The sequence below is a fragment of the Burkholderia sp. BCC0044 genome, assembly GCF_902832955.1.
Classification (GTDB): Bacteria; Pseudomonadota; Gammaproteobacteria; order Burkholderiales; family Burkholderiaceae; genus Burkholderia.
Window position 1 is genome coordinate 1758433 of sequence record NZ_CADFDO010000002.1, and the last position, 23746, is coordinate 1782178.

Annotated in this window: 17 protein-coding genes and 1 pseudogene; 6 read left to right on the forward strand and 12 right to left on the reverse strand. The window is 62.2% G+C overall.

Translation table 11 applies throughout. From position 1 onward, the window contains the following. Positions 1-171: 171 nt before the first annotated feature. From HWX14_RS16340 to HWX14_RS16370, 7 genes are all read right to left on the reverse strand, one after another. The gene (locus HWX14_RS16340; RefSeq protein ID WP_151062667.1) at positions 172-1665 is read right to left on the reverse strand and encodes an aldehyde dehydrogenase; all 1494 of its coding nucleotides are present in this window, start codon (positions 1663-1665) and stop codon (positions 172-174) included. A 16-nt stretch (positions 1666-1681) separates the two neighbouring features. Continuing rightward, positions 1682-3013: an FAD-binding oxidoreductase gene (locus tag HWX14_RS16345; RefSeq protein ID WP_151062666.1), complete on the reverse strand. Its 1332-nt coding sequence runs from the start codon at positions 3011-3013 to the stop codon at positions 1682-1684. A gap of 6 nt (positions 3014-3019) precedes the next feature. After that, on the reverse strand, positions 3020-3907 hold the full coding sequence (locus HWX14_RS16350; protein ID WP_151062665.1) for a dihydrodipicolinate synthase family protein: 888 nt from the start codon (positions 3905-3907) through the stop codon (positions 3020-3022). A 162-nt stretch (positions 3908-4069) separates the two neighbouring features. Beyond that, entirely contained in the window at positions 4070-5365 is a 1296-nt protein-coding gene (gene glyA, locus HWX14_RS16355; protein WP_151062664.1) for a serine hydroxymethyltransferase, read from the reverse strand. Positions 5366-5491: 126 nt separating this feature from the next. Then, positions 5492-6373, reverse strand: a complete 882-nt coding sequence (locus tag HWX14_RS16360) for a glycine betaine ABC transporter substrate-binding protein (protein ID WP_151062663.1) — start codon at positions 6371-6373, stop codon at positions 5492-5494. 153 nt (positions 6374-6526) lie between these two features. After that, entirely contained in the window at positions 6527-7414 is an 888-nt protein-coding gene (locus tag HWX14_RS16365; RefSeq protein WP_151062662.1) for a proline/glycine betaine ABC transporter permease, read from the reverse strand. Then, positions 7411-8700, reverse strand: a complete 1290-nt coding sequence (locus HWX14_RS16370) for a glycine betaine/L-proline ABC transporter ATP-binding protein (RefSeq protein ID WP_151062661.1) — start codon at positions 8698-8700, stop codon at positions 7411-7413. Before HWX14_RS16370 ends, HWX14_RS16365 begins: the two co-directional genes overlap by 4 nt. A 608-nt stretch (positions 8701-9308) precedes the next feature. Between HWX14_RS16370 and HWX14_RS16375 the strand changes: the two genes are divergently transcribed. Further along, complete coding sequence (locus tag HWX14_RS16375; RefSeq protein WP_151062660.1) at positions 9309-9899, forward strand: dimethylsulfonioproprionate lyase family protein; 591 nt, start codon at positions 9309-9311, stop codon at positions 9897-9899. Between the two features lie 448 nt (positions 9900-10347). Here HWX14_RS16375 and HWX14_RS16380 read toward each other — a convergent pair whose 3' ends face one another. The 4 genes and pseudogenes from HWX14_RS16380 to HWX14_RS16400 form a co-directional block, all read right to left on the reverse strand. Then, on the reverse strand, positions 10348-10740 hold the full coding sequence (locus tag HWX14_RS16380) for a colicin immunity protein (protein WP_233629285.1): 393 nt from the start codon (positions 10738-10740) through the stop codon (positions 10348-10350). Continuing rightward, entirely contained in the window at positions 10707-11048 is a 342-nt protein-coding gene (locus HWX14_RS16385) for a colicin E5-related ribonuclease (RefSeq protein ID WP_151062659.1), read from the reverse strand. The genes HWX14_RS16380 and HWX14_RS16385 overlap by 34 nt, the downstream gene beginning before the upstream one ends. Before the next feature lie 759 nt (positions 11049-11807). Continuing rightward, positions 11808-12710: pseudogene (locus tag HWX14_RS16395) on the reverse strand (nucleotidyl transferase AbiEii/AbiGii toxin family protein); the annotation flags it as partial. Next, entirely contained in the window at positions 12694-13515 is an 822-nt protein-coding gene (locus tag HWX14_RS16400; RefSeq protein WP_151062658.1) for a type IV toxin-antitoxin system AbiEi family antitoxin domain-containing protein, read from the reverse strand. The pseudogene HWX14_RS16395 and the gene HWX14_RS16400, both read right to left, overlap by 17 nt. A gap of 683 nt (positions 13516-14198) precedes the next feature. Here HWX14_RS16400 and HWX14_RS16405 point away from each other — a divergent pair. The 3 genes from HWX14_RS16405 to HWX14_RS16415 all read left to right on the forward strand — a co-directional run bounded on the left by HWX14_RS16405 (position 14199) and on the right by HWX14_RS16415 (position 19089). After that, positions 14199-16334 carry a phage integrase family protein gene (locus HWX14_RS16405; protein WP_151062657.1) on the forward strand — a complete coding sequence of 712 codons (2136 nt, stop codon included), beginning with the start codon at positions 14199-14201 and terminating at the stop codon, positions 16332-16334. A 1067-nt stretch (positions 16335-17401) separates the two neighbouring features. Next, entirely contained in the window at positions 17402-18061 is a 660-nt protein-coding gene (locus HWX14_RS16410) for an AAA family ATPase (RefSeq protein ID WP_151062656.1), read from the forward strand. Continuing rightward, complete coding sequence (locus HWX14_RS16415) at positions 18058-19089, forward strand: ParB/RepB/Spo0J family partition protein (protein ID WP_151062655.1); 1032 nt, start codon at positions 18058-18060, stop codon at positions 19087-19089. The genes HWX14_RS16410 and HWX14_RS16415 overlap by 4 nt, the downstream gene beginning before the upstream one ends. A 117-nt stretch (positions 19090-19206) precedes the next feature. Here HWX14_RS16415 and HWX14_RS16420 read toward each other — a convergent pair whose 3' ends face one another. Continuing rightward, positions 19207-20088 carry a replication initiation protein gene (locus tag HWX14_RS16420; protein ID WP_151062654.1) on the reverse strand — a complete coding sequence of 294 codons (882 nt, stop codon included), beginning with the start codon at positions 20086-20088 and terminating at the stop codon, positions 19207-19209. Positions 20089-22151: 2063 nt separating this feature from the next. On the opposite strand from HWX14_RS16420, the gene HWX14_RS16425 reads away from it, so the two are divergent. Both HWX14_RS16425 and HWX14_RS16430 read left to right on the forward strand, forming a co-directional pair. Then, on the forward strand, positions 22152-22868 hold the full coding sequence (locus HWX14_RS16425) for a type IV secretion system protein (RefSeq protein WP_062911797.1): 717 nt from the start codon (positions 22152-22154) through the stop codon (positions 22866-22868). Continuing rightward, the gene (locus tag HWX14_RS16430; RefSeq protein WP_151062652.1) at positions 22865-23740 is read left to right on the forward strand and encodes a TrbG/VirB9 family P-type conjugative transfer protein; all 876 of its coding nucleotides are present in this window, start codon (positions 22865-22867) and stop codon (positions 23738-23740) included. Before HWX14_RS16425 ends, HWX14_RS16430 begins: the two co-directional genes overlap by 4 nt. Positions 23741-23746 lie beyond the last annotated feature (6 nt).

Here is a 23746-nt window from a genome sequence, read left to right on the forward strand (position 1 = left end):
AGAGCGGCTCAGCCGCCGCAACGGCGCCCCGCTTACGCCATTTTCGATCGATTGTGCACCGCATCGCTATTATCGAAAGCGATGATGAGCAATGCAAGGCGGACGTCGGCGCCGCCCCCAAACCCGCGTCGGGCCGCGCACGCCCGAGCGCTGCGTGCGTGTCCCAGCCACTTAGTCGAGCTTGAGCCAGGTCGTTTTCAGTTCGCAGTATTGGTCGTGCGCGTAGACTGATTTGTCGCGGCCGCCGAATCCCGACTGCTTGAATCCGCCGAACGGAGTCGACAGGTCGCCTTCGCCAAAGCAGTTCACCGTGACCGTCCCCGCGCGAATCCGCGCGGCGACCTTGTGCGCACTGTTCACGTTGTCGGTCCACAGCGACGCAGCGAGCCCGTAGCACGTATCGTTCGCGATCCGCACCGCGTCATCGACGTCGCCGTACTCGATGAAGCACACGACCGGCCCGAACACCTCGTCGCGCGCGATGCTCATCTCGGGCGTCACCTGGTCGAAGATCGTCGGTTCGACGAACCAGCCGCCGGTTTCCGCGAGAATTGCGTTCCCGCCGCACACCACGTGCGCGCCTTCCGCCTTCGCCTTCTCGATATGGCCGAGAACCTTCTCGTAATGCTTCTGCTCGATCAGCGCCCCGAGCTTCACGTCCGGATCGAGCGGATCGCCGGTCTTCCAACCGGCGAGCACCGCCTGAACCTTGTCCAGCAGTTCCGCCTTGCGGCTCGACGGCACGAGAATCCGCGAGCCGGCGCTGCAGTTCTCGCCCATGTTCCAGAACGCGGCCGCGACCGCCTGCTCGGCGACCGCGTCGAGGTTCGCGACGTCCGGCAGGATCACCTGCGGATTCTTGCCGCCGCATTCGAGCACGACGCGCTTCAGGTTCGTATCGGCCGAGTAGTGCAGGAAGCGCTTGCCGGTCGCAGTCGAGCCTGTGAACGCGACGAGATCGACGTCCGGATGGCGGCCGATCGCCTCGCCGGCCTCGCCGCCGAACCCGGTGACGACGCTGAACACGCCCGGCGGCACGCCGGCTTCCATCGCGAGATCGGCGATGCGCAGCGTCGACAGCGACGTCTGCTCGGCCGGCTTCACGACCACGCTATTGCCCACCGACAGCGCGGGACCGATTTTCCATGCGAGCATCAGCGCCGGGAAATTCCACGGCAGCACGGCGCCGACGACGCCGATCGGCTCGCGCGTGATCATGCTGACGACGCCGGTGCCGGACGGCGACAACGCGTCGTAGCGCTTGTCCGTCAATTCCGCATGCCAGCGGATGCACGCGGCCGACTCGGGAATGTCGAGCCCCAGGCATTCGCCGATCGGCTTGCCGGCTTCCAGCGCCTCGAGCAGCGCGAGTTCCTCCGCGTGCTCGTCGATCAACTGCGCGACGCGCAGCAGCACCGCCTTGCGATGCGCGGGTGCTGCCTTCGACCAGACACCCGACTCGAACGCTTCGCGCGCGGCCGCGACCGCGCGATCGACGTCGCGTTCGCTACAGCGCGCCACTTCGGCGAGCACCTTGCCCGACGCCGGGTTGAGCGTCGCGAACGTCTCGCCCGACGCCGCCGCACTGCGCTCGCCCGCGATGAACGCGCGGCCGTCGAGCGGCAACGCATTCGCCTTCTGCTTCCAATCCTGATGGGTCGTCATGTCGTTTCCTCAATAATCAAAGTTCGGCACCGGCCGAGAATTCCTTCGCCCAGATCGTCGCCGACACGGCCAGGTCGACGAGCGGCCGAACCGGCAGCGGACGCGGATGCGGCTGCTTCAACAACTGCTGCACGAGGCTGTTCGATTCGCCGAGCGCGTACTCGGCGATCAGCTTGCCGGACGACGAGCCGCGGCTCAGCCCGAGGCCGTTGCAGCCGATCGCCTCGTAGAGACCGTCGTCCCGCTTGCCAAACAGCGCGCCGTTGTTCGCGGACAGGCACAGCGGCCCGCCCCACGTATATTCGAGTTCGACGCCACCGAGCATCGGGAAGCGGCGCTCGAACGAGCGCTGATGCAGATGCCGCGCCTTCGCGAGATCCGCAGGCGACACCCTCACGTCCGGCCTGAACGCGAAATGGTTGCGCACGCAAATGCGATCGGTGATCAGGCGCCGCACCGTCGTGCCCATCGGATCGGCCGGAATCACCGCCCACGACCGCGTTCCGCCGAGCTTCGCGACTTCGTCGGCATTCATCTGCCGCGTGAGCGACGCGAACGTATAGACGGGCAGCAATCCGTTCGAATGCATGCCGAATGTCGCCGCGTACGCGTTCGTGCACAGGATCACCTGCTTTGCGACGATCGTGCCGCCGGCGAAGTGCAGTGCGCGTGCGTCGCCGCGCGGCTCGATCCGCGTGACCGGGCTGAGCTCGAACACCGTCACGTTGTCCGGCTGCGTGGCCGCGAGGCCACGCATCAGCGCAGCCGGCTGCACCGTGCTGCAGCCCGGCGTGAACAGCGCGCCCGTGTAGAAGTCGGTGCCGGTCACGGCCTGAATGGCCGGCTGGTCGAGCCATTCGAACGGTTCGCCGATCCGCGACAAACCGTCCGCGAAATGCGCGAGTGCGGCGGCGCCTTTCCTGTTGACCGATGCGTGGAATTTGCCGTCGTCGCGCCAGTCGCAATCGATACCGAAGCGCCGCACGATGTCACGCACATAGTCGATGCCGTGCCGCTGGAACCGCACGTCGGCGCGGTCCTCTTCGATGCTGCGCGAGTAGCTTTCGCTGCTGATGTCGTGCGGCAGGTCGACGAAGAATCCGGAATTGCGCCCGGCCGTCGTGCGGCCGATCCGGTCGGCCTCCACGAGCGCGATCGACGCGCCCGGCGCGAGCTCCGCGAGCCGGCGCGCCGCGCACAGCCCGGTGATGCCGCCGCCGACGACGACCCAGTCGAACCGGCCGTCGGACGTGACGGTTTGGGCTTCCTGCGCCGGCGGCAGGCTCTCCCACCAGCCGTTCATTCCGTCCGACGCAGGAAACCGCGCGAATTCCAGATTCGAACGCATGATGGCTTACCGGTCGTCGCGCAGCAGCGGCTTCACGAGCTTCGCGAACACGTCACGCTCGTCGCCGGACAGCGCGCCGAGCGGTGCGCGTGCGACGCCGACCGGCAAGCCGGCCAGCTCGCAGCCGTAACGCACGTACTGAATGAACTTGCCGCTACGCTCGAGCAGTTCGAGCACCGGCAGCAGTTGCGCCATCAGCTTGCGGCCGGTCGCGAAATCGCGGCGCGTCACGCATGCGTCGAACAGATCGGTATGCGCTTCCGGCAGAAAGTTGGACGCGCCGCCGACCCAGCTGCGCGCGCCCCACGCGAAGAACTCGAGCGCCTGGTCGTCCATCCCGCAGCTCACCACGAGCCGGCCGCTGAAATGCGTAGACAGGTGATGCAGATGCGCGATGTCGCCGGTGCTCTCCTTCATCGCGACGAAATTCTTCCGCTCGAGCAGCGTCTCTAGAATCCCGTCGCCGATTTCGGTGCCAGTGCGGGCCGGGAAGTTGTACAGCATGATCGGCATGTCGAGCACGTCGTCGATCGTGAGCAGGTGCGCGAGCAGTTCCTGCTGCGTCGGCTGCGCATAATACGGCGCCGCCACCAGCAGCGCGTCCAGCCCCGCGCGTTTCGCTTCGCGGCCGAGACGCAGCACTTCCTTCGTCGTCGTCGCGTTGATGCCCGCGGTCAGGAACGTCTTGCCGCCGGCGGCGGCCGCGACCGTGTCGAACGTGCGCACGCGCTCGTCGAAGCTCAACGCGTAGTATTCGCCCGTCGTGCCGCCGATGCCGAGGCCGGACACGCGGCCGGCGAGATCGGCCGCATGCCGGCCCAGCAGTGCGTGATCGATTTCGCCGTCCGCGTCGAACGGGGTGACCAGCGGTGTGTGTACGCCCTCGAAGCTCATTTCAATTCCTCATTCAGGTGAGTGAGTGCCCGGTTCCCGCCGTCGCGCAGGAGCCGGGCACTGGACAATACGTCGACGCCCGCCGCGCGTGTTCCGCGCAGCCACGCCGATCGATTCGTCATGGGGTTCGAACCATGTGTCCGCCCGATCCGGTTCCGGCGCTCAGGCAAACGCGTCCGCGTGTGCGTAGATCGGAAACTGGTTGCACAGATCGCGCACGCGAGTCCGGACCGCGCGCTCGACGCCCTCGTCCCCGTCCGGATTGCGCTCGAGCGCCGCCAGGACCGCGAGGATCATGTCGCCGATCTGCTCGAATTCCGCGGGGCCGAAGCCGCGCGTCGTGCCGGCCGGCGTGCCGAGCCGGATCCCGGACGTGACGGTCGGGTTTTCCGTATCGAACGGAATCCCGTTCTTGTTGCAGGTGATGCCCGCACGCTCCAGCGCCTTCTCGGCCTGCATGCCGGTGATGCGCCGCGCACGCAGGTCGACCAGCAGCAGGTGGTTGTCGGTGCCACCGGTAACGAGCGTCAGGCCGCCGGCCGTCAACACCTGTGCGAGCGCTTGCGCGTTGCGCAGCATCTGGTCGATATAGCGCGCGAACTCCGGGCGCAGCGCTTCCGCGAAGGCCACCGCCTTGCCCGCGACGACGTGCATCAGCGGGCCGCCCTGCAGCCCCGGAAAGACGGCCGAGTTGATCTGCTTCGCGACGTCGGCGTGGTTCGTCAGGATGAAACCGCCGCGCGGGCCGCGCAGCGTCTTGTGCGTGGTCGACGTCACGACGTCGGCGAACGGCACCGGGTTCGGGTGGCGGCCGGCCGCGACGATGCCGGCGATATGCGCCATGTCGACCATCAGCTTCGCGTCGACGCTGTCCGCGATCTCGCGGAACGCGGCAAAATCCAGCGCGCGCGGATACGCGGAATAGCCCGCGATGATCAGCTTCGGCCGATGGCGCTGCGCGAGCCGGCGCACGTCGTCGTAATCGATGCGCAGCGTGTCCGGGCTCACGCCGTACTGCACCGCGTTGAACCACTTTCCCGACAGCGCGGGGCGCGCGCCATGGGTCAGATGGCCGCCCGCGTCGAGCGACATCCCCATCACCGTATCGCCCGGCTTGACGAGCGCGAGCATCACCGCGCCGTTGGCCTGCGCGCCCGAGTGCGGCTGCACGTTCGCGTGGCTCGTGTCGAACAACGCGCACGCGCGGTCGATCGCGAGCGCCTCGATCCGGTCGACATGGTCGCAACCGCCGTAGTACCGGCGCGACGGATAGCCTTCCGCGTACTTGTTCGTCAACACGGTGCCCTGGGCTTCCAGCACCGCTGCGGACGCGATGTTTTCGGATGCAATCAGTTCGATCTGCGTCTGCTGGCGACGCAACTCCAATGCGATTTCGGATGCGATCACCGGATCGCGACTCTGGAGCGTTTCGGCAAAAAAACGGGCGTTCTCGTTCACTGGGTGACTCCGCGACGCGATTCGTTACGTGCTGCGTGGATTCCATGCAGCGCACACTGCAAGGCCGGCGCGCGCGGCTTGCGCGGACGGCGCGAATCGCGCCATCCGCATGGCCGGCGCGCGGCCTTACTGCTGCAGCCAGGCCTTCAGCTTCTCCGGATGGGCGTCGACGAACTTCTTCGCGGCGCTCGCGTAGTCGTTCGTACTGTTGCCTTCGAACTCGATCGCCTCGACGTCGGCCAGCGTCAGCTTCAGGTGCTTGAAAAACACGTCGGCGCGCGGAAACTTGCTCGCGAACTTCTTCGACGCGAACGCGTGGATCTGCTCTTCACCGCCCAGCGTGCCCTTCGGGTCCTTCAGGTACCGCATCTGCCACTTCTGGAACAGCCAGTGCGGGCTCCAGACCGTCGCGACGATCCACTGCTTCGACTGGTACGCACGTGACACGCTGGCCAGCATCCCGGCCTCGCTCGACGCCTGGAGGGTGTAGCCGTCCAGGCTGTAGCCCTTGATCGTCCTCTCCGACGCCTGCATCAGGCCGCCGCCCGGTTCGATGCCCTGGATCGTGCCGTTCAGCTTGCTCTTGACCTCCGGCTTGTTCAGGTCGGCGATCGACGACAGCACCGATTCCGGAACGTAGGTCGGCACGGCCCAGCCGTTCTTGCCGCCGGTGTAGATAACGCCCACATCATCCAGGTCGTTCTTGTACTTCGCGTAGTACGCGCCGTGCGTGACCGGCAGCCATCCGCCGACCATGATGTCGAGATCGCCGCGCGCGACGCCCTGGTACTGGATGCCGATGTCGGCCTGCACGAACTGCACCGGCTGCTTGAGCTGCGTCTCGAGCACGTACTTCGCGACGTTGGCCACCGCGAGCACGTCCGCCCAGTTGGTGACCGCTATCTTGACCGGCTCTGCCGCCGCCGCGGCGCCCACACCTGCGCTGCAGGCGACCACCGTCGATATTGCAAGTTTCGCCAGAAGCGACTTGAACGTATGGGCATTCATCTAGTACTCCTTTTTAATCACGCGAGTCTTTCAAAGGTGAGGAACGCCTTCGATCGGCGTTTCCGGTCTCCACGCACTGCTACACCCGTTCCGCCGCGGCACCGTGGACGCGGCGCTTCATCGTCCTTCAATGATCTTCGACTGCCGTGTCCGTCAGGTCCGTGCCGTGCCGCGCGGCCCTGCCTTGCCGGCACGCGCGAGCGGCCGCTTCACCTTCTTCTTCGCCTTCACGCCGAAGCTCTCGGTCAGGCGATCCAGCACGATCGCGAGCAGCACGACGCCGAGCCCACCTTCGAAGCCGATCCCGATGTCGAGACGCTGGATCCCGCTCAACACGTATTCGCCGAGGCCGCCCGCGCCGATCATCGACGCGACCACCACCATCGACAGCGCCATCATGATCGTCTGGTTCACTCCGGCCATGATCGACGGCAATGCGTTCGGCAGCTGGATCTTCCACAGCAGCTGCCAGTCGGTGCTGCCGAACGAACGGCCGGCTTCGATCAGTTCCTCGCGGACCTGCCTGATGCCGAGCGTCGTCAGCCGCACGACGGGCGGCATCGCGAACACGATCGTCGCGATCACCGCCGGCACGCGTCCGAGCCCGAACAGGATCACGGCCGGGATCAGGTACACGAACGCAGGCATCGTCTGCATGAAGTCGAGCAGCGAGCGCAGGATCATGCCGATCCGGTCGTTGCGCGCACCCCAGATGCCGAGCGGCACACCGATCACGAGGCTGAAGACCGTCGCCGCGGTGACGAGCGCGAGGGTCGACACCGTCTGCGCCCACAGGCCCATGTACTGGATGACGAGCAGCGCGCAACCGACGAAGATCGAAAACACGACGCCGCGGCGCCACAGCGCGAGGCCCACCAGGATCACGACCATCGCGATGAACGGCACGGCGGCGAGACCGTCCTCGAGCAGCTTCACGACCGCGCCGAGGCCCGCGGAGAACGTGTCGAAGCCGCCACGGAAATGCAGAAACAGAAAGTTGACGAAATTCTCCGCGAACTTCCCGATCACCGACGAATTCATGCTGCCCTCCGTTGCATCATCTGCTTGAGTATCGTCCGGCAGGACACGACGCCCGCTAGTCGTCCCACTCCGTCCGTCACCGGCACGTCGTGCTGCTGCGTCAGCGCGATCGACGCGAGCCGATGCAGGTCCGTGTCGATCGACACCGCGTTGAAGTCGTTCAGGAATGCGTCGCGAATCGGCTTCGTGCCGGACCGGTGCAGCGTGGCGGGCGTGACGCAGCCAAGGTAACGGCCGGATTCGTCGCACACGTAGCCGCATTCCGCGCCGCTGTCGATCAGCTGGTTCAGATAGCGGTCGGACGGCGTGAGCGCATCGCAGCGGAGCAGCCCGCGCTCGACCGGCGTCATCATGCTCGACGCCTTCAGGAAGCGCGACACGTCGACGTTGCGGAAGAAGTCCTGCACATATGCGTCGGCCGGCGTCTGGATCAGTTCGGCGGGCGTGCCGACCTGGATCAGGCAACCGTCCTTCATGATGCCGATGCGGCCGCCGATCTTGACGGCTTCCTCGATATCGTGGGAGATGAACACGATCGTGCGCTGCTCTTCCTTCTGCAGGCGCAGCAGCTCGTTCTGCATTTCGAAGCGGATCAGCGGATCGAGCGCGGAGAATGCCTCGTCCATCAGCAGCACCGACGGATTCACCGCCAGTGCGCGGGCGAGGCCCACGCGCTGCTGCATGCCGCCGGACAATTCGCTCGGCAGCAGTTTCTCGTACGAGCCGAGGCCGACGCGCTCCAGCGCCGCGCGCGCGACCTCGTAGCGCTGCGCCTTCCTGATCCCCGCGACTTCGAGCCCGTACGCGATGTTGTCGAGCACGGTGCGGTTCGGCAGCAGCGCGAACGACTGGAACACCATGGCCATCTTCTGGCGCCGGACGTCGCGCAGTTCCGGCGTCGACATCGGCGCGATGTCGCGGCCTTCGAGCACGACCTGCCCGGCCGTCGGCTCGATCAGCCGGTTCAGCAATCGCACGAGCGTCGACTTCCCCGAACCCGACAGCCCCATGATCACGAATATCTCGCCGGCGCGCACGCTCAGGCTCACGTCGTTGACCGCAACCATGTTGCCGGTTTCCGCGAAGATCTCGTTGCGGCCGACGCCGCGCTTCATCATCTCGATCGCACGCTCGGGTTTCGGACCGAAAATCTTCGACAGGCGCTTGACGGTCAGGATGTCCGTTCCGGTTGCGATGCTCGACCGGGCGATCGACGGCGAACCGCCGGTGTGGATTGCCCCGGGGGGCAGTACATCGCCCGGCGCAAACGTCAGATTTGGAGCCATTCTGTCATCCCGACTAACTAGTAAGGGAAGCCGCGAACTTCGTCTGAATCGTCATCGATTGCCCCCATGGCGTAGGCCCGATGCCGCTCCTGCGTGGTTGACGGCGCTGATGCAGTGAATGCAGCGTATCAATCCAATTTCGTCGCTCCAGATACATTTTCTGTGCGCTTTTCCATACCTTTGGTAATGCATCGTTTCGGGGCGAAAAGGCTTGATCGCCGCAAAACGGTGCGAAATAAGCGAAACGCAACGCCGGTGCGGCTTTGCGGAATTTTGCGGGGACGCTGGCCCAGCGGCGCGTGGCGCGCGGAAGCGTCCAGTAGGGGAAAATCCCGACACGGGGACTTAAGGGAAACTACCGATAAATCAGGCCCGTGACTGCGCGAGCGGCGTTGGACGTGATGATCGCGGCCCGCCGCGTCGGCGCGGGCGGAGCAGTGCCCGTGAAGACCGTGCGGTTAGCGGGCAGGCCACGGTCCGAACGGCAACCGCGGCACGCAGATGGCGGCCGATGCCAAGCCGGCCACGCTTTTTCGCCGCCCGCATCGGCAGGTTTCTGCCTAGACTTTCGCTGATTGGCCCACATCACTCAGGGAGCGGCAAGCAGCATGCATGAACGTCCGAAGCACATCGCGGATTTCGTCCGGATCGCCGGCGAACTGTTCCAGTCCGAAAAGCTGCCCGCCGCCGCGCGCGCGTTCGCACCGCATGTGTTCGCACGGTTGCAGCAGCCGTCGGACAACTGCATGCGCAACGCAGTGCGCTACCCCGCATGCGAATGGCTCGGCCCGGCGCTTCAGGGCGTCGCACGCGTGAACCCGACGTTCGCCACCGTCGCGCGGCTGATCGGGTCGCTGGAGCCGGTAGTCGGCTGGACGCGCCGCACGTCCGGAAAGGACGGTAGTCCGAACTACATCGATGGGCACGTGAACGGGATGATCTGCGGGCCCGGCGGTGCGGAAAGCCGTGACGACATTCAACTCGGCTTCTCGCTGATGATGCCCCACGTGCGATATCCCGATCACGGCCATGCACCGGAAGAAGCGTACGTGTTGATGACCGCCGGTGAATTCCGGCAGCAGAATGGCGCATGGTTCGATCCCGGGATCGGCGGCGGCATCTACAACCCGCGCGGCGCGCTGCATGCGATGCGCTCCGGCGACGCGCCGTTCCTCGCGATCTGGTGTCTGCTGAATTGATCCGGCGATCGTCGCGATGTGCCGACGGGTTCGCTTTCCCAAGACGAAAATGAAGTCGTCACCACCTCATCTCGCCGCCGGCACGAAGCGGCGGCGCCGCGCCTCGAGGAATGCCAAACGTCCTACCGCTCGGCCGGTGCCGGCAGGATTCTGCGCGGAATCGCCATGGGCAGCACGCAGCCGGAGACCAAATAAAAGTTGTCGCCGTGTGCGAGTAAAATGTCACTTCGCCGCGTCGCGTCGGCGGTGTCAAGTCCCACGACACTCCGTTGCAACGTCGGCAGAACCTATCGTGCGTTGCGCGAAACCTGAGTTTGAGCACCCAATCGTGCCAAGGTGATAAGGTTCCAAAGAAAGCGTGTCCTGACGGAGCTTTCTGCAATCTCGGTCGCCACTAGATTTCAATGCTTTATCTAGGGGTAGCGTCGCGTAGGAACAACATAGATTGTCAAGGATCGGCGCGCCGTCTGGGTTTCCAGCCTGTCATCGGCGGGGCCGTCACCAAGAAAACGTCATGCGGAGGACTCTCCGACCGAATGAACTCGGCTGCCCTTTGATTATTTCGTTGGGCAGTGTCCACATCAATAGGAGGATCAGCGCCATCCCAAATACAATCGACTCTCGCTTCGAATCCGGGGTTACGCCAGATTCCACCTTCAATTCGAGCGACAACCAAACCTTGTTGGGCTGCTTGCTCGCAAACAGCGATTGCCGCTTCTGTCGTGAGTTTCATCACAATACTGCCGGCAAGGGAGAAAAAATCATTCGATGAATCGTATATGCGGTGATGATCGATATTCATTGTGTTCATTTCCATTTTATCCGACCATCGGGAATCCATGTCGGCTCATTCTTCCCGCTCACCTGGACAACTTCTCCAGTTATGTCATTTACTACGAAATAACCATCCGGTGACCCATACACAGTCGCCGGGTCATTTCTGGGAATACCATCCGGGGTCTTCGATGCCCCCCGATTGTCCATCGTCGTCCCTGCCGGGCCATCGTCAACGGTCGCCTGAACCTCTTTATCCGTCCACCCGCGCTCGTCGATCTGCCGCGCGATTTTGTCGTCGATAATGAGATTGCGTGAGCTTGTGTCAGCAGCGCTATCCGCGTTACGGAACGCGTTGGCGGCGCTCCACGCCATCCGAATCGCTGGGCTCAGGATACACTCCCGGCAAATCGGCTACAGCCCAGGCTCACCCGGCCCGGAGCTACAGGAACCCGGACCTGGCGGATCCCATGGATTGTATGGCCCCATCCCGGGATTGTCCAAGCCGCGTGGATCGTTTAATCCTACCGGATTGCCCGAAACATAGGCGTACAGATTCCCCCCTCGAAACGCTGGTTTCGCCAATCGGATCGCGTGAGAGCCATCGACCCGACACGGGATCGTAGGCCCGGAACATCGTCAGGTATAGACCGCTATCCGCGTTCGCGAACATCCCCGCATACCCGTAGTCGGTCAAGGGCGGATTCGATTGCAACGCGGCACCGTATGCATCGTAGTCGTAAGCCGGTGCACTGCCGGTTGTAAAGGCCCGTCGACCTGATCCGAGTTGATCGAGCGCGTAATAGGCGTATTGCGCCGGACTACCCGGTTGGAATTCGCCCTCGGCGTAGTAGCCGCGTGTCACGGCGTTGCTGATGCCTCTTGCTTGGCAAGGATGCAGACCACACCAGATGTAGGAAGTCGTTACCGTTCCGCCACCGCCCGCCGGCGTGCTGCTAATTGACGTTCTACGTCCCAGCCCGTCATAGCGGAAACTGGTCGCCTTGCCAGACTGGCCAGGTGTTGAAGTTCGAAGTTTGTGCTAATGGCGTCCGCTGCAACGCTAATCGTGTCTGTTAATTCTGCTAACGCAGCCATCTGCGGTCCTTGAACACTCGCTTCTCGCGATAACGGCTGATCCGCCGCACGTTTGGCGTCGCTGCGCTGGGCCAGGTTGAGCAATTTGCGTCGCACGGCTGGCAGCCCGGCCGCGTGCGGGAGTCCGATCAGATCGAAGTCCGGCCGTTCACCCTCCACTGATCGCAGAAATGCGCACGATGGCTCATCCAGCCACCCGGCAACACGCGCCAGCAGGCGCTCATGGATGTCCAGCAGGACCTGGGCTTCGACAGGCTCTGCCGTCATCCCCCTGAAGTGCGCTTCAAAGGTCGCGGCGAAATCCGCAGGCACGCGGGGCGCCAGCATTTCCCACGCAGGCTTCGGGCTGCAGGTTAGGTAGACGAGAAAGGTCCGCCAGAGCGCCTGATCCGCCCGCTCGTCTTCCAGCAACAAGCCGACATCGAAAAGGTCGCGCGGATGCTGTCTCGACAATGCCGCAGCCAGCTTGCCGGCATAAAGGTCGGCGAAGTGCAGCACCTGCACCGAAGCAAAGCCAAATGCCTCCTCGACCCTCGGGCGCACCACCATGTTCCGCGCGGGATGCACCGTGCCGCGCATCACCGGCGTCGTCTCGATCTGCACGCGCGCACGACCGCGACTGGCCACCAGTCGCGTGACGCCTGCGCCCTCGCCTGCCGACAATTGCACCTGCAGTTGCAGAGGCCGGGCGCGCAGCACATCAGCCAGCCGCCCAAGCGCTTCAGCGATGAGCCTTGCGTCCTCGGCATAGTCATGCACCGGCAACCAGGCCAGATCAATGTCCACAGACAACCGGGGCAGGTCGTGCTCGAATAGGTTGATCGCCGTACCGCCTTTGAGCGCGAAGCGCGGCTCTTGCGCCAGCGCCGGCAGAATCTCGACCAGCAGCCGTACGCGGTCGGTATAGCGCCGATCCCAGTGATCAAGCCAAGTGTTCATCGAGGTCTCCCGGCAAGGTGATCTGGTAGACCGGATGCAAGCGGCCGCCAGGCACCAGCGCGCGCTTTCCCCGACCCAGATCGACACCATCCCGCGGCACGTGCGGTAGCCACGCATGCCGATGGCGCTCGGCCAACGCCAGGAACAGCCGCTTGGCTTTGATGCTTCGGCAATGGCGAAGTAACACGCCGACGCGCTGCGGCCGTAACGTGGTCATAGCCTGCATCAGCGCATCCACCTCGTAGATCAAGGCAGCGTCTGAGACGTCATCGCACAGCTCTAGGATGGCCCGTTCCGGCATGGAACAAACCAAGGCATCGGCACCGGGGGCGGCCTGATGCCACGCCAGACCCTGTTCGGACAGGATTGCCGCGGACGCCTCCACCTCGAACGGCATGGGCGGCCAATCGAACGGCCCCTTCCCCAGATACTCGAAACGCTGCGTCAGAGGCAGTTTGCCAAGCCAAGCGGGTGGCCGCTCCGCCCCATACAGGGTGACGGTGCCGGCATCGCCCAGACGTAGATAGTGCTCGTGCCCCTGCAGGTTGAGTGCAAAACGACCTCCGACGTGCAGCGGCGTGCCCTCCCCAACCTGCAGGCTGCGAACCACGCCGTCCCACTGTAGGCGCCCACTCTTGCGCATGTAGACGCCGCGCGCCGGCGACACCAGCCAACCGCTGCTCACGTAGCGCGCGACGAGGCTATTGGAGTAGCCGTGAACCCGCAGCCATCGGCTCGACACCAGGCTCGTATCACCCAGCTCACCTAGCAACAGGTTTAATTTTCCAGGATTTTGTTCACTCATAGTGAACAAAATACACCTTCTGAAAACTTCTGCCAAGGCAGCGTGGTTTGGATTTGAATAAAAAAGATCACTCTTAGTGATCTTTTGCTACGACAAGCAAACCAGACTCGGCCTAGGTGCGCCCGGTACAAGGAGATCCGGAAGGTCCCTCTTCTGATCTTTGCAGCGTCGAGATCGACGACAAATCGATATGTGGGTGGCTTACCTACCACCGAGCGCTCGAACCCTTAATTCTCTCCGCACCGCGGAGAGAATTAAGCAATCTGTCTGGCGAGGCCCTCGCCTTTCGCGACGCTAAATGTAGGCGCTTGCAATTGAGATTCAGCACCGTTTGAGACAAAGCCGCCTCTCCGGCGGTCCCACCCGGATCGAAAGAACCTCCAAGCCCTCGGTGCCCGCGCCAAGCATACAGAAGCACCCCAGCGTAGCGCTTTGGCGCGATGTCCCGAAATGAAGGGTAACATAGCCCTTACTATGTTACCCTTCGCTTTTCTGGACGAATTGACCCGTTTCTGAGGGAACCTGGCGCTCACCCATGCCTGACAAGGCACACCGGGCGGCCGCCGACCATCGGCACGGTTTGTCGTGCGTCTACCCCGGACGAAGCCAAAGCCGACCAAACGGCGCACGCCGCAGGATGTGTATCAAACAACACGCTTTACGTACCGCTCTCGAATCCGCCCATGACGACCGCCGACGATCCTGACGTGCTCGATGTCGAGTTCCGCGAGCTGCCGGCCACGCCGCGCCGCGCGACCACGCCTGCTGCCCGCCGCAAGTCTCGCTCGCGCGCCGCACGCCGCGAAGCGGCCGCCGCGCGCCGAATCGGCCTGCAGCACCTTGCCTTCTTCCGCGGCTATCTGGAAGGACTGGATCTCGCCGAGCTGGCCGACCAGTACCTCGAATTTGGTCGCGACGCGCGCAAGGCGGCCGCCACCCGCACCTGGCTGGTCACGGCCTTCGTCGCCGCGGCCCGCAAGCGCCAGGACTTCGCGACCGCGCGCCTCCTTGCGATTCGTCCGGCCGCCCTTGCCGCGACGCCAGCGGCCGACGCGCCGGCGCAATCCACGCCATCGCTGGACGACTTCGCCGCCGAGCACGATCCGGACGGCTTCTATACCGAGAAAGAGCTGCTGGATCTGTTCGCCGCCCGGCACGCCGTCGCGAACACCGACGCCGGCGCGACCCTACGTCGGCAGCAGCGCAACGCCCGCCTGCGCGCGCGACAAATGGCGGCGCTCGAGGCGCTCGCGCGTCTGGTGGTCGAGGATCCACGCCCCGAGCACCACGTGCTCGGCTGGTTCGATACCGCCGTCGCGCTGCGTCTCGCCGACGTCGGCCTCACCACGATCGGCAAGCTGGTCGAGTCGATCAACGCGCTCGGCTACCGCTGGTACCGACGCGTGCCGCGCCTGGGCGAAGTCGGCGCGCGTCGCATCACCGCGTGGCTCGCACACTACGGGGACGTCTCCGGCCTGCAGCTCGCCGCCGGCGTGCAAATCCACCCGTCCGAGCGCACGCTGGCGGGACCGCAGCTGGCCGCGGCCGGTCCCGTCACTGCGATCGTGCCGCTCGAGCGCTTCTTGCTGCCGCCCGAGCTGGACGGCTCGCATGGCACGCACCGCAATCTCGTCAGGAACAACAGTCGCGCCAACAACGACCGCGAGGCGATTGATTTCTGGCTCGCCGACTACGAGAACCCACATACGCGCCAGCGCTACCGCACCGAAGCCGAGCGGCTGCTGCTGTGGGCGATCTTCGTGAAGCGCAAGGCGCTGTCGAGCCTCGACACCGATGATGCGCGCGACTACATCAACGGGTTCCTGGTCGATCCGCAGCCGGCCAGCCAATGGGTCATGACGGGCACCGCGCATCGCGGCGATTTGGGCTGGCGGCCGTTCCGTGGGCCGCTGTCGATCAAAAGCCGGCAGGATGCGCTGTCCGCGCTGAAGAAATTCTTCGGCGAGCTGGTCGACGCGCAGTATCTGGATCACAACGCATTCGCGAAGGTGCGCGTGTTCACTGGGTCGACACACGACGCCGCCGGCAACGAGCGGCGCGTCGCCGCGAAATCGCGTCTGCAGATCGAGCGCGGCCTGACCTCCGACGCCTGGCGCTTCGCGATGCGCGTCCTCGACGCGATGCCGGACACGGCCGCGGCGACACGCATGCGCTTCGTGCTGAGCTTTGCGTACAGCACCGGGCTGCGACGTGCCGAGTTGTGCGGGGCCTTCACGGACGACGTGCAGGAGCGTTACGCCGGCCCTGAGCTGGGCACGATTCGGTTGCTGCGCGTGGTTGGCAAGCGCGCGAAGGAGCGCTTTGTGCCGCTGGTGCCGGCGGTGCTGGATCTGATGGGCGACCATCTGGAATCGCGCGGGCTGCCGCGCGATCCCCTCGCCTGCCCTGCCGCCACCCCGTTGATCCCGGCGCTGCTGTCGAATGCCGAGATCGGCCGGATCCGGCGCGCGGCGAAGGCAAGCAAAACCGATCCAACGCCCGAACTCGCGGCGCGCGCGCGGCAAACCGGGCCGATCCATCCGATCCAGCTTTATAAGGCGGTTAGGCAGTTTTTTGCGATGGCGACAGCTGCCGCGCTCCGCGAAGACTCACCGCACGCGCGGGCTTTCAGCGCAGCCAGCCCGCACTGGCTGCGACACACTTTCGTGTCTCACGCGCTGGCCAATGGCATGAGTCTTGAAAGTGCGCGGAATTTCGCCGGTCACGATTCGCTCGACACCACATCGATCTATGCGACTGCGGAGCTTGGACGCCAATACCGAGAGGCTGAGACCTTCCTTAGACTAGCTGGAGCTTAGTGCAGCTCGGGTTATCAAAGTCGCTTGATGGGGAGTCGCCCAGAATTGGAAGAAGCTGCGACGCCAATATTACTGATCTGGCTGCCACTCTGAAGGTGATTGACGAAACACCAGCATCGGGAGCGATGACGTCCCACCGTCGACTTCTCCAAGATTAAGTTGGAGTTAGCTCCGTGTGAATTGTCGAACTACCAGATTATCTCCGACTTCCGCCCTTACAGGCCACCGATCTCCCAGATAATCCCGCACATTGCGATCGAGAGTACGCCGCGGCCATCTACGGGTGCGCGGCAGAAAATCAGTATATAAGGAAAACCAAAAACTTTGCACATGATCCCAAACGACGACGTATCACTTGCAATCCGCACAATTCCTTCCGCTGGCAAAGCAGTTCGTTGTCGCTTCCGTCGTGCAAGCTCGTGACAGTTTCAACGTAGAAACTCGAAGGGCCAGCGCCAGATAGCAATTGCCCCTGGTACCGCACCAAAGGCATTGCCCGTAGTTTCAACGTAGAAACTTGGGCCGCGAGCATTCCGCGCGGTCAATATGCGAGCGATGGATGGGTTGCGGTCTGTAATCGCTTATCTCAGCCGGTTTTTAGTAACTGAATCCCTCCCATCGGTCCGAAAAGTCCTCTCCGACGCGCCTCGCATAGGCTTCCCCGCCGCAAAACGTTGCGTGCGCCCGCAGTACGCGATCGCAGTTTCTACGTAGAAACTGCCCGAAGGGAGGCAGCACAATGGGTGAGAAACTGCACGCGACTCAAAATATTGGACGCCAGCGACTGCCCGTTTACGTTCAATTCGCAGATTCCTCCACCACAAAGTCAGGCCACCAAAGACGCCGCTGGCCACACCCTAAGTTTCTACGTAGAAACTGCTCCGGGGCGGCGCACACCAAACTATAGTTTCAGCTGAGTCGTTGCTGCGATTCTAGAACCTCTCGAAATCACGTCGTTTTTCTTGATATTTTCCTGATGTCGTCCTAATATTCCCGGCAGCCGTTTGGCGCGCAGTTTCTACGTAGAAACTGGTCCTGTCCGAGCACTAGTTGCATGAGGAGAACGCATGGCCGCAAAAATTATTGCCGTCTTCAATCAGAAGGGAGGGTCGGGAAAAACGACGACCTCGACCAATATCGCAGGCGCCTTGGGCCTGCGAGGCCACCGGACCATGCTCGTCGACTTGGATGAGCAGGGCACCGCAACACTGTCAGTCGGCGCGGCGCCGGACGATCGACCGTACCCGGCGGCTATCTCGAACCTAGCGCTAAGTCCCCGGCCGGATCGGGAGATTGCAAAATACGTGAATGACTATGATTTTATCGTCATAGACTGTCCGCCCGCCATTAAATCGGCAGCGCCTTCGGTTGCCCTCCTCATTTCCGATCTGGGACTGATTCCCATCGCAGCATCGGGCGGCAATCTCTGGGCGGTTCAGGAGGCAAAAAAACTGGGGATGGAGGCCCAGATCCGCAACCCGGATCTTAAGCTCCGTTCTTTCGCGAACATGAACCAGAACGTCACGATCGTGAAGCAGATCTTTGAAGCTGCAGCTGGAGACGATGAGCTTCCCATGCTTAAAACGAAGCTCGGCTTCCGGACCGCATACAAGGAAGCTGAGGTATCTGGGGCTACAGTCCTTCAACTCCGCTCGGCCAAAGCGGCCCACAAAGAACTGAATGATCTTGTTGACGAAATTCTCGAAGTTCTTGAGGTGCAAGCATGAGCAAAAAGGACTTCTCTGCTGCGATTAATGCCGGCGTAAAGCGGGACAAAACAATGCGAGAGACGGCGACACCTTCGAGGTTCGACCGAGTGGATGAGGCATTGAGCGGTCGAAGCAGCCTGTTGGATCAGCCCACGGAGAACGTCGCTGCCCCGACAAGATCGTCTGCAGAAGCGTATTTGGCAAGCCTGGAACAAGCGGGGAAGGTGCAGGCGCGGTACATAACGATGCCAATAAGTCATATCGACGACAACCCGCTTAACAGTCGCACGATCTACAAAGAAGAGCTCATCGCCGCACGCGCAGCCTCAATGGCGCGAGATGGCCAACTCGTCCCTGTGCTCGCCGGACGCCACCCCGACTTTCCGGATCGCGCAATCTTGATCGACGGCCAGTTCCGAAAGCTTGGCGCGCTCAGGAATCGCTCCGAGACGCTGGATGTGAAGCTTCTCGAAGGCCTGGATCCGATCGATTTCTACCGCCTTGCGCGAGCCGCAAACAACGAGCGCGAGCAGGAAACCATTTTGGACGTCGCACTCGGGTACAAGAAGCTTCTCGATCAAGGTCATGCAAAATCGAATGACGAACTGGCAGTCTTGGTGGAGGAGGGCAAATCCAAGGTCAGCAAAATCCTCGCGCTCCTGGATCTGCCGCAATCCGTCCTGGACGTAATCGGTTCGCATCCCAAACAATTTGGCCTATCGACTAGCTACGAACTCACCCTGTTCCTAAAGGCATCGGACGAGAAGCGCACCTTGGCATTCGCGGAGCGCATTCGTGACGAGGAATTGCCGTTCCAGAAGGTGAAGGCTATCCGCGAAAGTCTCGAGAATGGCCGAGCCCCACGTAAGTCCCTTTCGCGACAGTACAAGGTGTCCACTGTTGACGGGGCCGAGATCGGTGCGATCAAGGAGTGGGGCGATGGGAAGGTCCGTCTGGACCTCGCTCTAGGCTCGGCCGAAAAAGCCGAGGCATACGTTGCCGCCTTCAAAAAGCTCCTTGCCGAAGACGGTCATCAACTGAAGTAGGGACGTGCGATACCTAGGTATGTCTGCCGGCTAGGCACCGCAGCTTAGCTGGCATTCACTCCGTGCCGTCCCCCAAAGCAATGTAGCGCGACGGAACTACTGCGGGACGGTCGCGCTTCAGCTTCCGGCAGTTGCCGCCGCACTGGATTCTTCAAAGGGCAACTCACCGTCCAGCGCCAGGCGGCTTTGCGGATTCTGGATAAACTTGAAATCGAGCGAATTCACAGCGCGACCAAGCTTCACCGGTGTCCAGGAAATCACAAGGTCTGCCTTTGCGTTCAGCTCGTTCACGGCGGTTTCAATTACCCGACGCTTGATGTCGGCAAAGCGGTACGTCGCAGGAATTTCAAGCACATGCCGGAAATCTTCCAACGTTATCAGGAGCCGGCCTCGATCCCGCTCGCGCATCAATAGTTCGAGGAGCCGCCACGAGTAAAGTGACTGTAGCCCTCGGGCAAACTCAAGTTGATACGAGACGAACCGCCGCTGCAACATGAAGATATGGGGCGTTAAATCCGGAGAGAAGGAAACCTCTGCCCATCCTTCTCGTTCGTGGTAAACCGCCTTCCACACCCAATTCAGTACTACCTTCCTCGGGCCATCCATATACGTCAGTTGGCGCTTTTGAAGGCTCGCACAGCCTTCCTTCAGTCCCTCATACGCAGCGGTTGCCTGCTTCTCACCCGACCGCGGAGCAAGTGCTGCAAGGGCGGCGAACTCGTCGGCTCGTACACGAACACTCACATAGCCGTTACCCTTACCATGCAAGTATGGTGACTTCTTGCTGTCTATGCATCGCAGCGCCGCCATCATGACTCGCTTCTCGTTGAGGGTCAGCCCTTGCTGCGCATTGACCAGCGCGCGACTCATGGCAACAGTGCCCCGCACTCGGCCGTCACCGTCCAGAGGCGGTTCGTCCAACGGCTCGATCTTGAGAGGCTCGATCTCAACGATCTCGACCTGAGCGGGCTCGGACTGGTTTTTTGCCTTTTTGTTCACAAAGGTGACCTTCAGCGGTGAGTGTCACAATTATAAGGTGACATGGCCAGGCTGCAAGTCACCGTTGTGGATAACGGTCGAAATTTGTCACTGCCGGCCCGGATTGTGTCTACTTAGGGTCGGATTGCGTCACCTCTAGGTCGGCAAACGTCACAGTTTCATTACTGTGACACCCGGCAAAGCCTTAACTGACAAGCCTGTGCGAGGCAGGGCACAGCGTTTACAAAAGGTTTTACAAACGGTTCTACAAACTGTCTTACAAAGAGCACCGTTAGAAAGTTGCTTCTATACAACAAAATCCACCCCTACACCGACCTCCGGCGTTCGCCGGACATCTGAAAAGTGACAATTTCCGACCCCAATGCGCCTGTCGCGCCCCCGAACCACTCTTGATTGGTCGCAAGCACATGTTTGCCAGCGCTAAAGGTGACGCTTTCCGACCTCAATGGCCGAAAGCTACTAAGTACTCACTCACCTTCAACCGAGCAAGCCCCTGTGCAAACCCTTAGCTTGGGTGCCGGGTCGGAAAACGTCACCTTTACTGCAAGCTAAGACAGTCACTCCTATAACGTGGGGCGGTTCGTCGTCAGAGAAGCTATCTCGCGGGTCGGAAAAAGTCATAGAACGGATGCGATCTTGGGTCGGAAAACGTCACTTTTGGCCCGAAGCCCAGCGTCCGAGAGGGGAACAGAGCGGCGGTCTAAGGTCGGAATATGTCACTTCTCAAAACATCAAAACGGGTCGGAATTTGTCACCATTGACGTCGCCCGCAAGTCGGATCGTGTCACCTTTCGGTGTAGCCCACCGGGTCGGAAAACGTCACTTTCGCGACCCGCGCGTCGGAAGGTCGGAATTTGTCACTGTTCGTGGTAAGTCAGCAGGTCGGAATTTGTCACCTTTGACGACGGTTGCCTCGGGTCGGGAAATGTCACCCCTCGACAGCCGTTGGGTCGGAAACCGTCACCATATGCTCTCGTGGCTTCTCTCGTTCCGGCAGTTTGCCGAAAGTACTGGGTCGGATAATGTCACCGATCGTATGGCAAGTGCTTCGAGGTCGGAATCTGTCACCCACCCGCAAAGCGTCGTCAGCGTCTTCGCGGAAGGACCGACGGAAGGAGAGTGTTCAACAGATCCTGCAGTAGAGGAATATGGGGAACCACGAGGTCGATATGACGCGCATCGATTCTGAGATGCCTACCGTTCGGACCTAGCGACAATCGAAGTTCGACACCGTCTTCGGCTTGAACTTTGCCCGTAGACAGGATCGATATCACTTTCGATGGAGCAAAGTTGGCGGGCACGGTTAGGGCCCTGCGCGTGACAATATCCTTACCAACTTCACGGATCAATTTCGTAGCGATTTCTGCTGTCCGGTATGAGATTTGGCATGGCCCGCCGAAAGAGGAGATCACTTCGGGAGGAAGTAGGGAGGCTTGGATAGACCGTGTGACCATGGCCTTCGACACGTTGAAGTCCGCAGCGAGCGTTGCTTGACTCGGCCAAAGCTGCTGATCCAACTGCTCCCGATAGAAATTGCCCAGTACTACGGGGGGAGAGCTCGCCCCGCGAAGATCGTCATGTCGCGCGATCGCGGCTGAGCGACCTCTCAGGATGGCTGTTTTGTCAGCGGCCGAACTATTACACGAATTGGAAAGGGTCATGGGAGCGGACGATCGTTGATCGTCAATTGTTGTTGTTTCTGAAAAATGCCTCTCAACCGGTTGAGGGGCGGCCCCGGGATTCCTCGAGCGAGGACTGGGTCAAGAATCGTGCGAAAACAATGATTTGCGAATGACCGCCGTTTCATCGGCCCCATAGTGAGGTGTGCAACGCGTGCAACGACAGTGCACTGATTCTATCGACGTAGTAGTAAACGCAAGACCGAAAAGCTCGCGATTTTCATAGGGCTTTTTGCCGTATGCCCCGCAACCGGTTGCGCGGCTTGGCGCCCGTGGCCGGCAATCCTAGCCGTCGCGAAAAGGTCGCTGAAATGACGGCTCTTTTCCCACGAGCCGTTGTCGCCTCGGCTGTTCCAATTGATCCGTACCAATTGGAACCCCGTGATGCGATTCCCTCGACTCTTTCCCCGTAGCAAGAAGCAGGTCGCCCTGTCGCCGGCGCCCGGCCACTACTCGAACGACGATCCCGAAAAGATCATCTTCGACCAGGGGACGCGTCTGCGCATCGAAGCCAATCACTGGAAGACCTTTTGCTTCATCCTCGCGATCATCGCAGGTGGCGCGGTGTACACCCGGCAACCGCCGCCGTCGGTTGTGCGCGCCTATGGTGTCTCGTCGGATGCCGGCGGGAATCCGTTGGTCAAGCAACTGGCCGCGTACAACCCCGACGATCAGGCGAAGCGCACGGCAATCAAACAGGACGTCGAGCACTGGTTCACGATCGAGCCGGTTCTCACCGACGACATTCGAACCTCGCGCCTCGCCAAGAACATCAACGCCGTCAAAGCCAAGATGGTCGGCAACGCGAAGAATCAGTTCGCGTCGTGGATCAGCGACGACAAACCGTTCGACCAGATCACGACCAATCCGAAGCTGGTCCGTGAACCGAAGGTCACCAACGTCTCGCTGCTGGAGGATTCGACCGTCGTCGTCGAATTCACGACCTCGACGCGTCAATCGCCGACAGACAAGCCTGTCGACGTCCGGTTTGCATTGACGATGCGTTACCAGATCATCCCCCCGACCGCGGAGGACGTGCTGGGCACGAATCCGTACGGGCTCTATTACCCGTTCTTCACCCTCCAGAAAACCGGCGCATGAAACGAACACGTTCCCTTCTCAGCTGGGGCGCGCTCGCGTTGATCGCAGCGTCGGTCAATGCGTTCGCTGCAAAGAGTGCGGCGAACCCTGTGTCGCCGATTCCCGGGTTCGATGTCGGCAGCATCATCGGCGACGCGATGAGCCCGGTGAATCCATACAACTCCGGCGCCGATCCCATCACCATGCCCGGCGATGCGCGCATGGCTGTCTTTCCGTACAGCCGCGACCAGATCTACCGCGTGATGACGGCCCCACTCAAGCTCACGACGATCGAGCTGGAGCGCGGTGAGAGCCTGATCAGCGAGCCGGCGATGGGCGACTCGGTCCAGTGGGTCATCGATACGGACGGCGCAAACCACGTGTACGTCAAGCCGACAAAGCCCGGCCTCGTCAACACCCTGCATCTGAGCACGAACAAGCGCGAGTACGAGCTGACGCTCGTCTCGTCACCGCTCGGCGGCCTGTTCTATCAGAACGTCCGCTTCAACTACCCGAACTCGCTGATGGCGAAAGTGCGCACGCGCGCGAATGCCGCGGGCGACGATCGTGATGCTGACCATGCTGGTCAAACGGATTCCGGGCCGATCGGCGTGCCGCCGGACAAGCTGAACTTCGAATACACAGTTTCTGGAACGAGCTCGCTCAAGCCCGAGACGGTCTTCGACGATGGCACGTTCATCTGGATCCGGATGCCGCCGCGTACCCCGTTCGCCGTGCCGACCATCAACGACGGTGGCGACATTGTTAGCCCGAACTTCATCCGCCGTGGGCCGTACATCGTCATTCAGCGACTGGCTGACGAAGTGAAGCTCACGCGACCGGGCGAGGAAGTGACGATCACGCGCGGCCGTCGCGGCCTGTTTGGGTTCTGAGGGCGT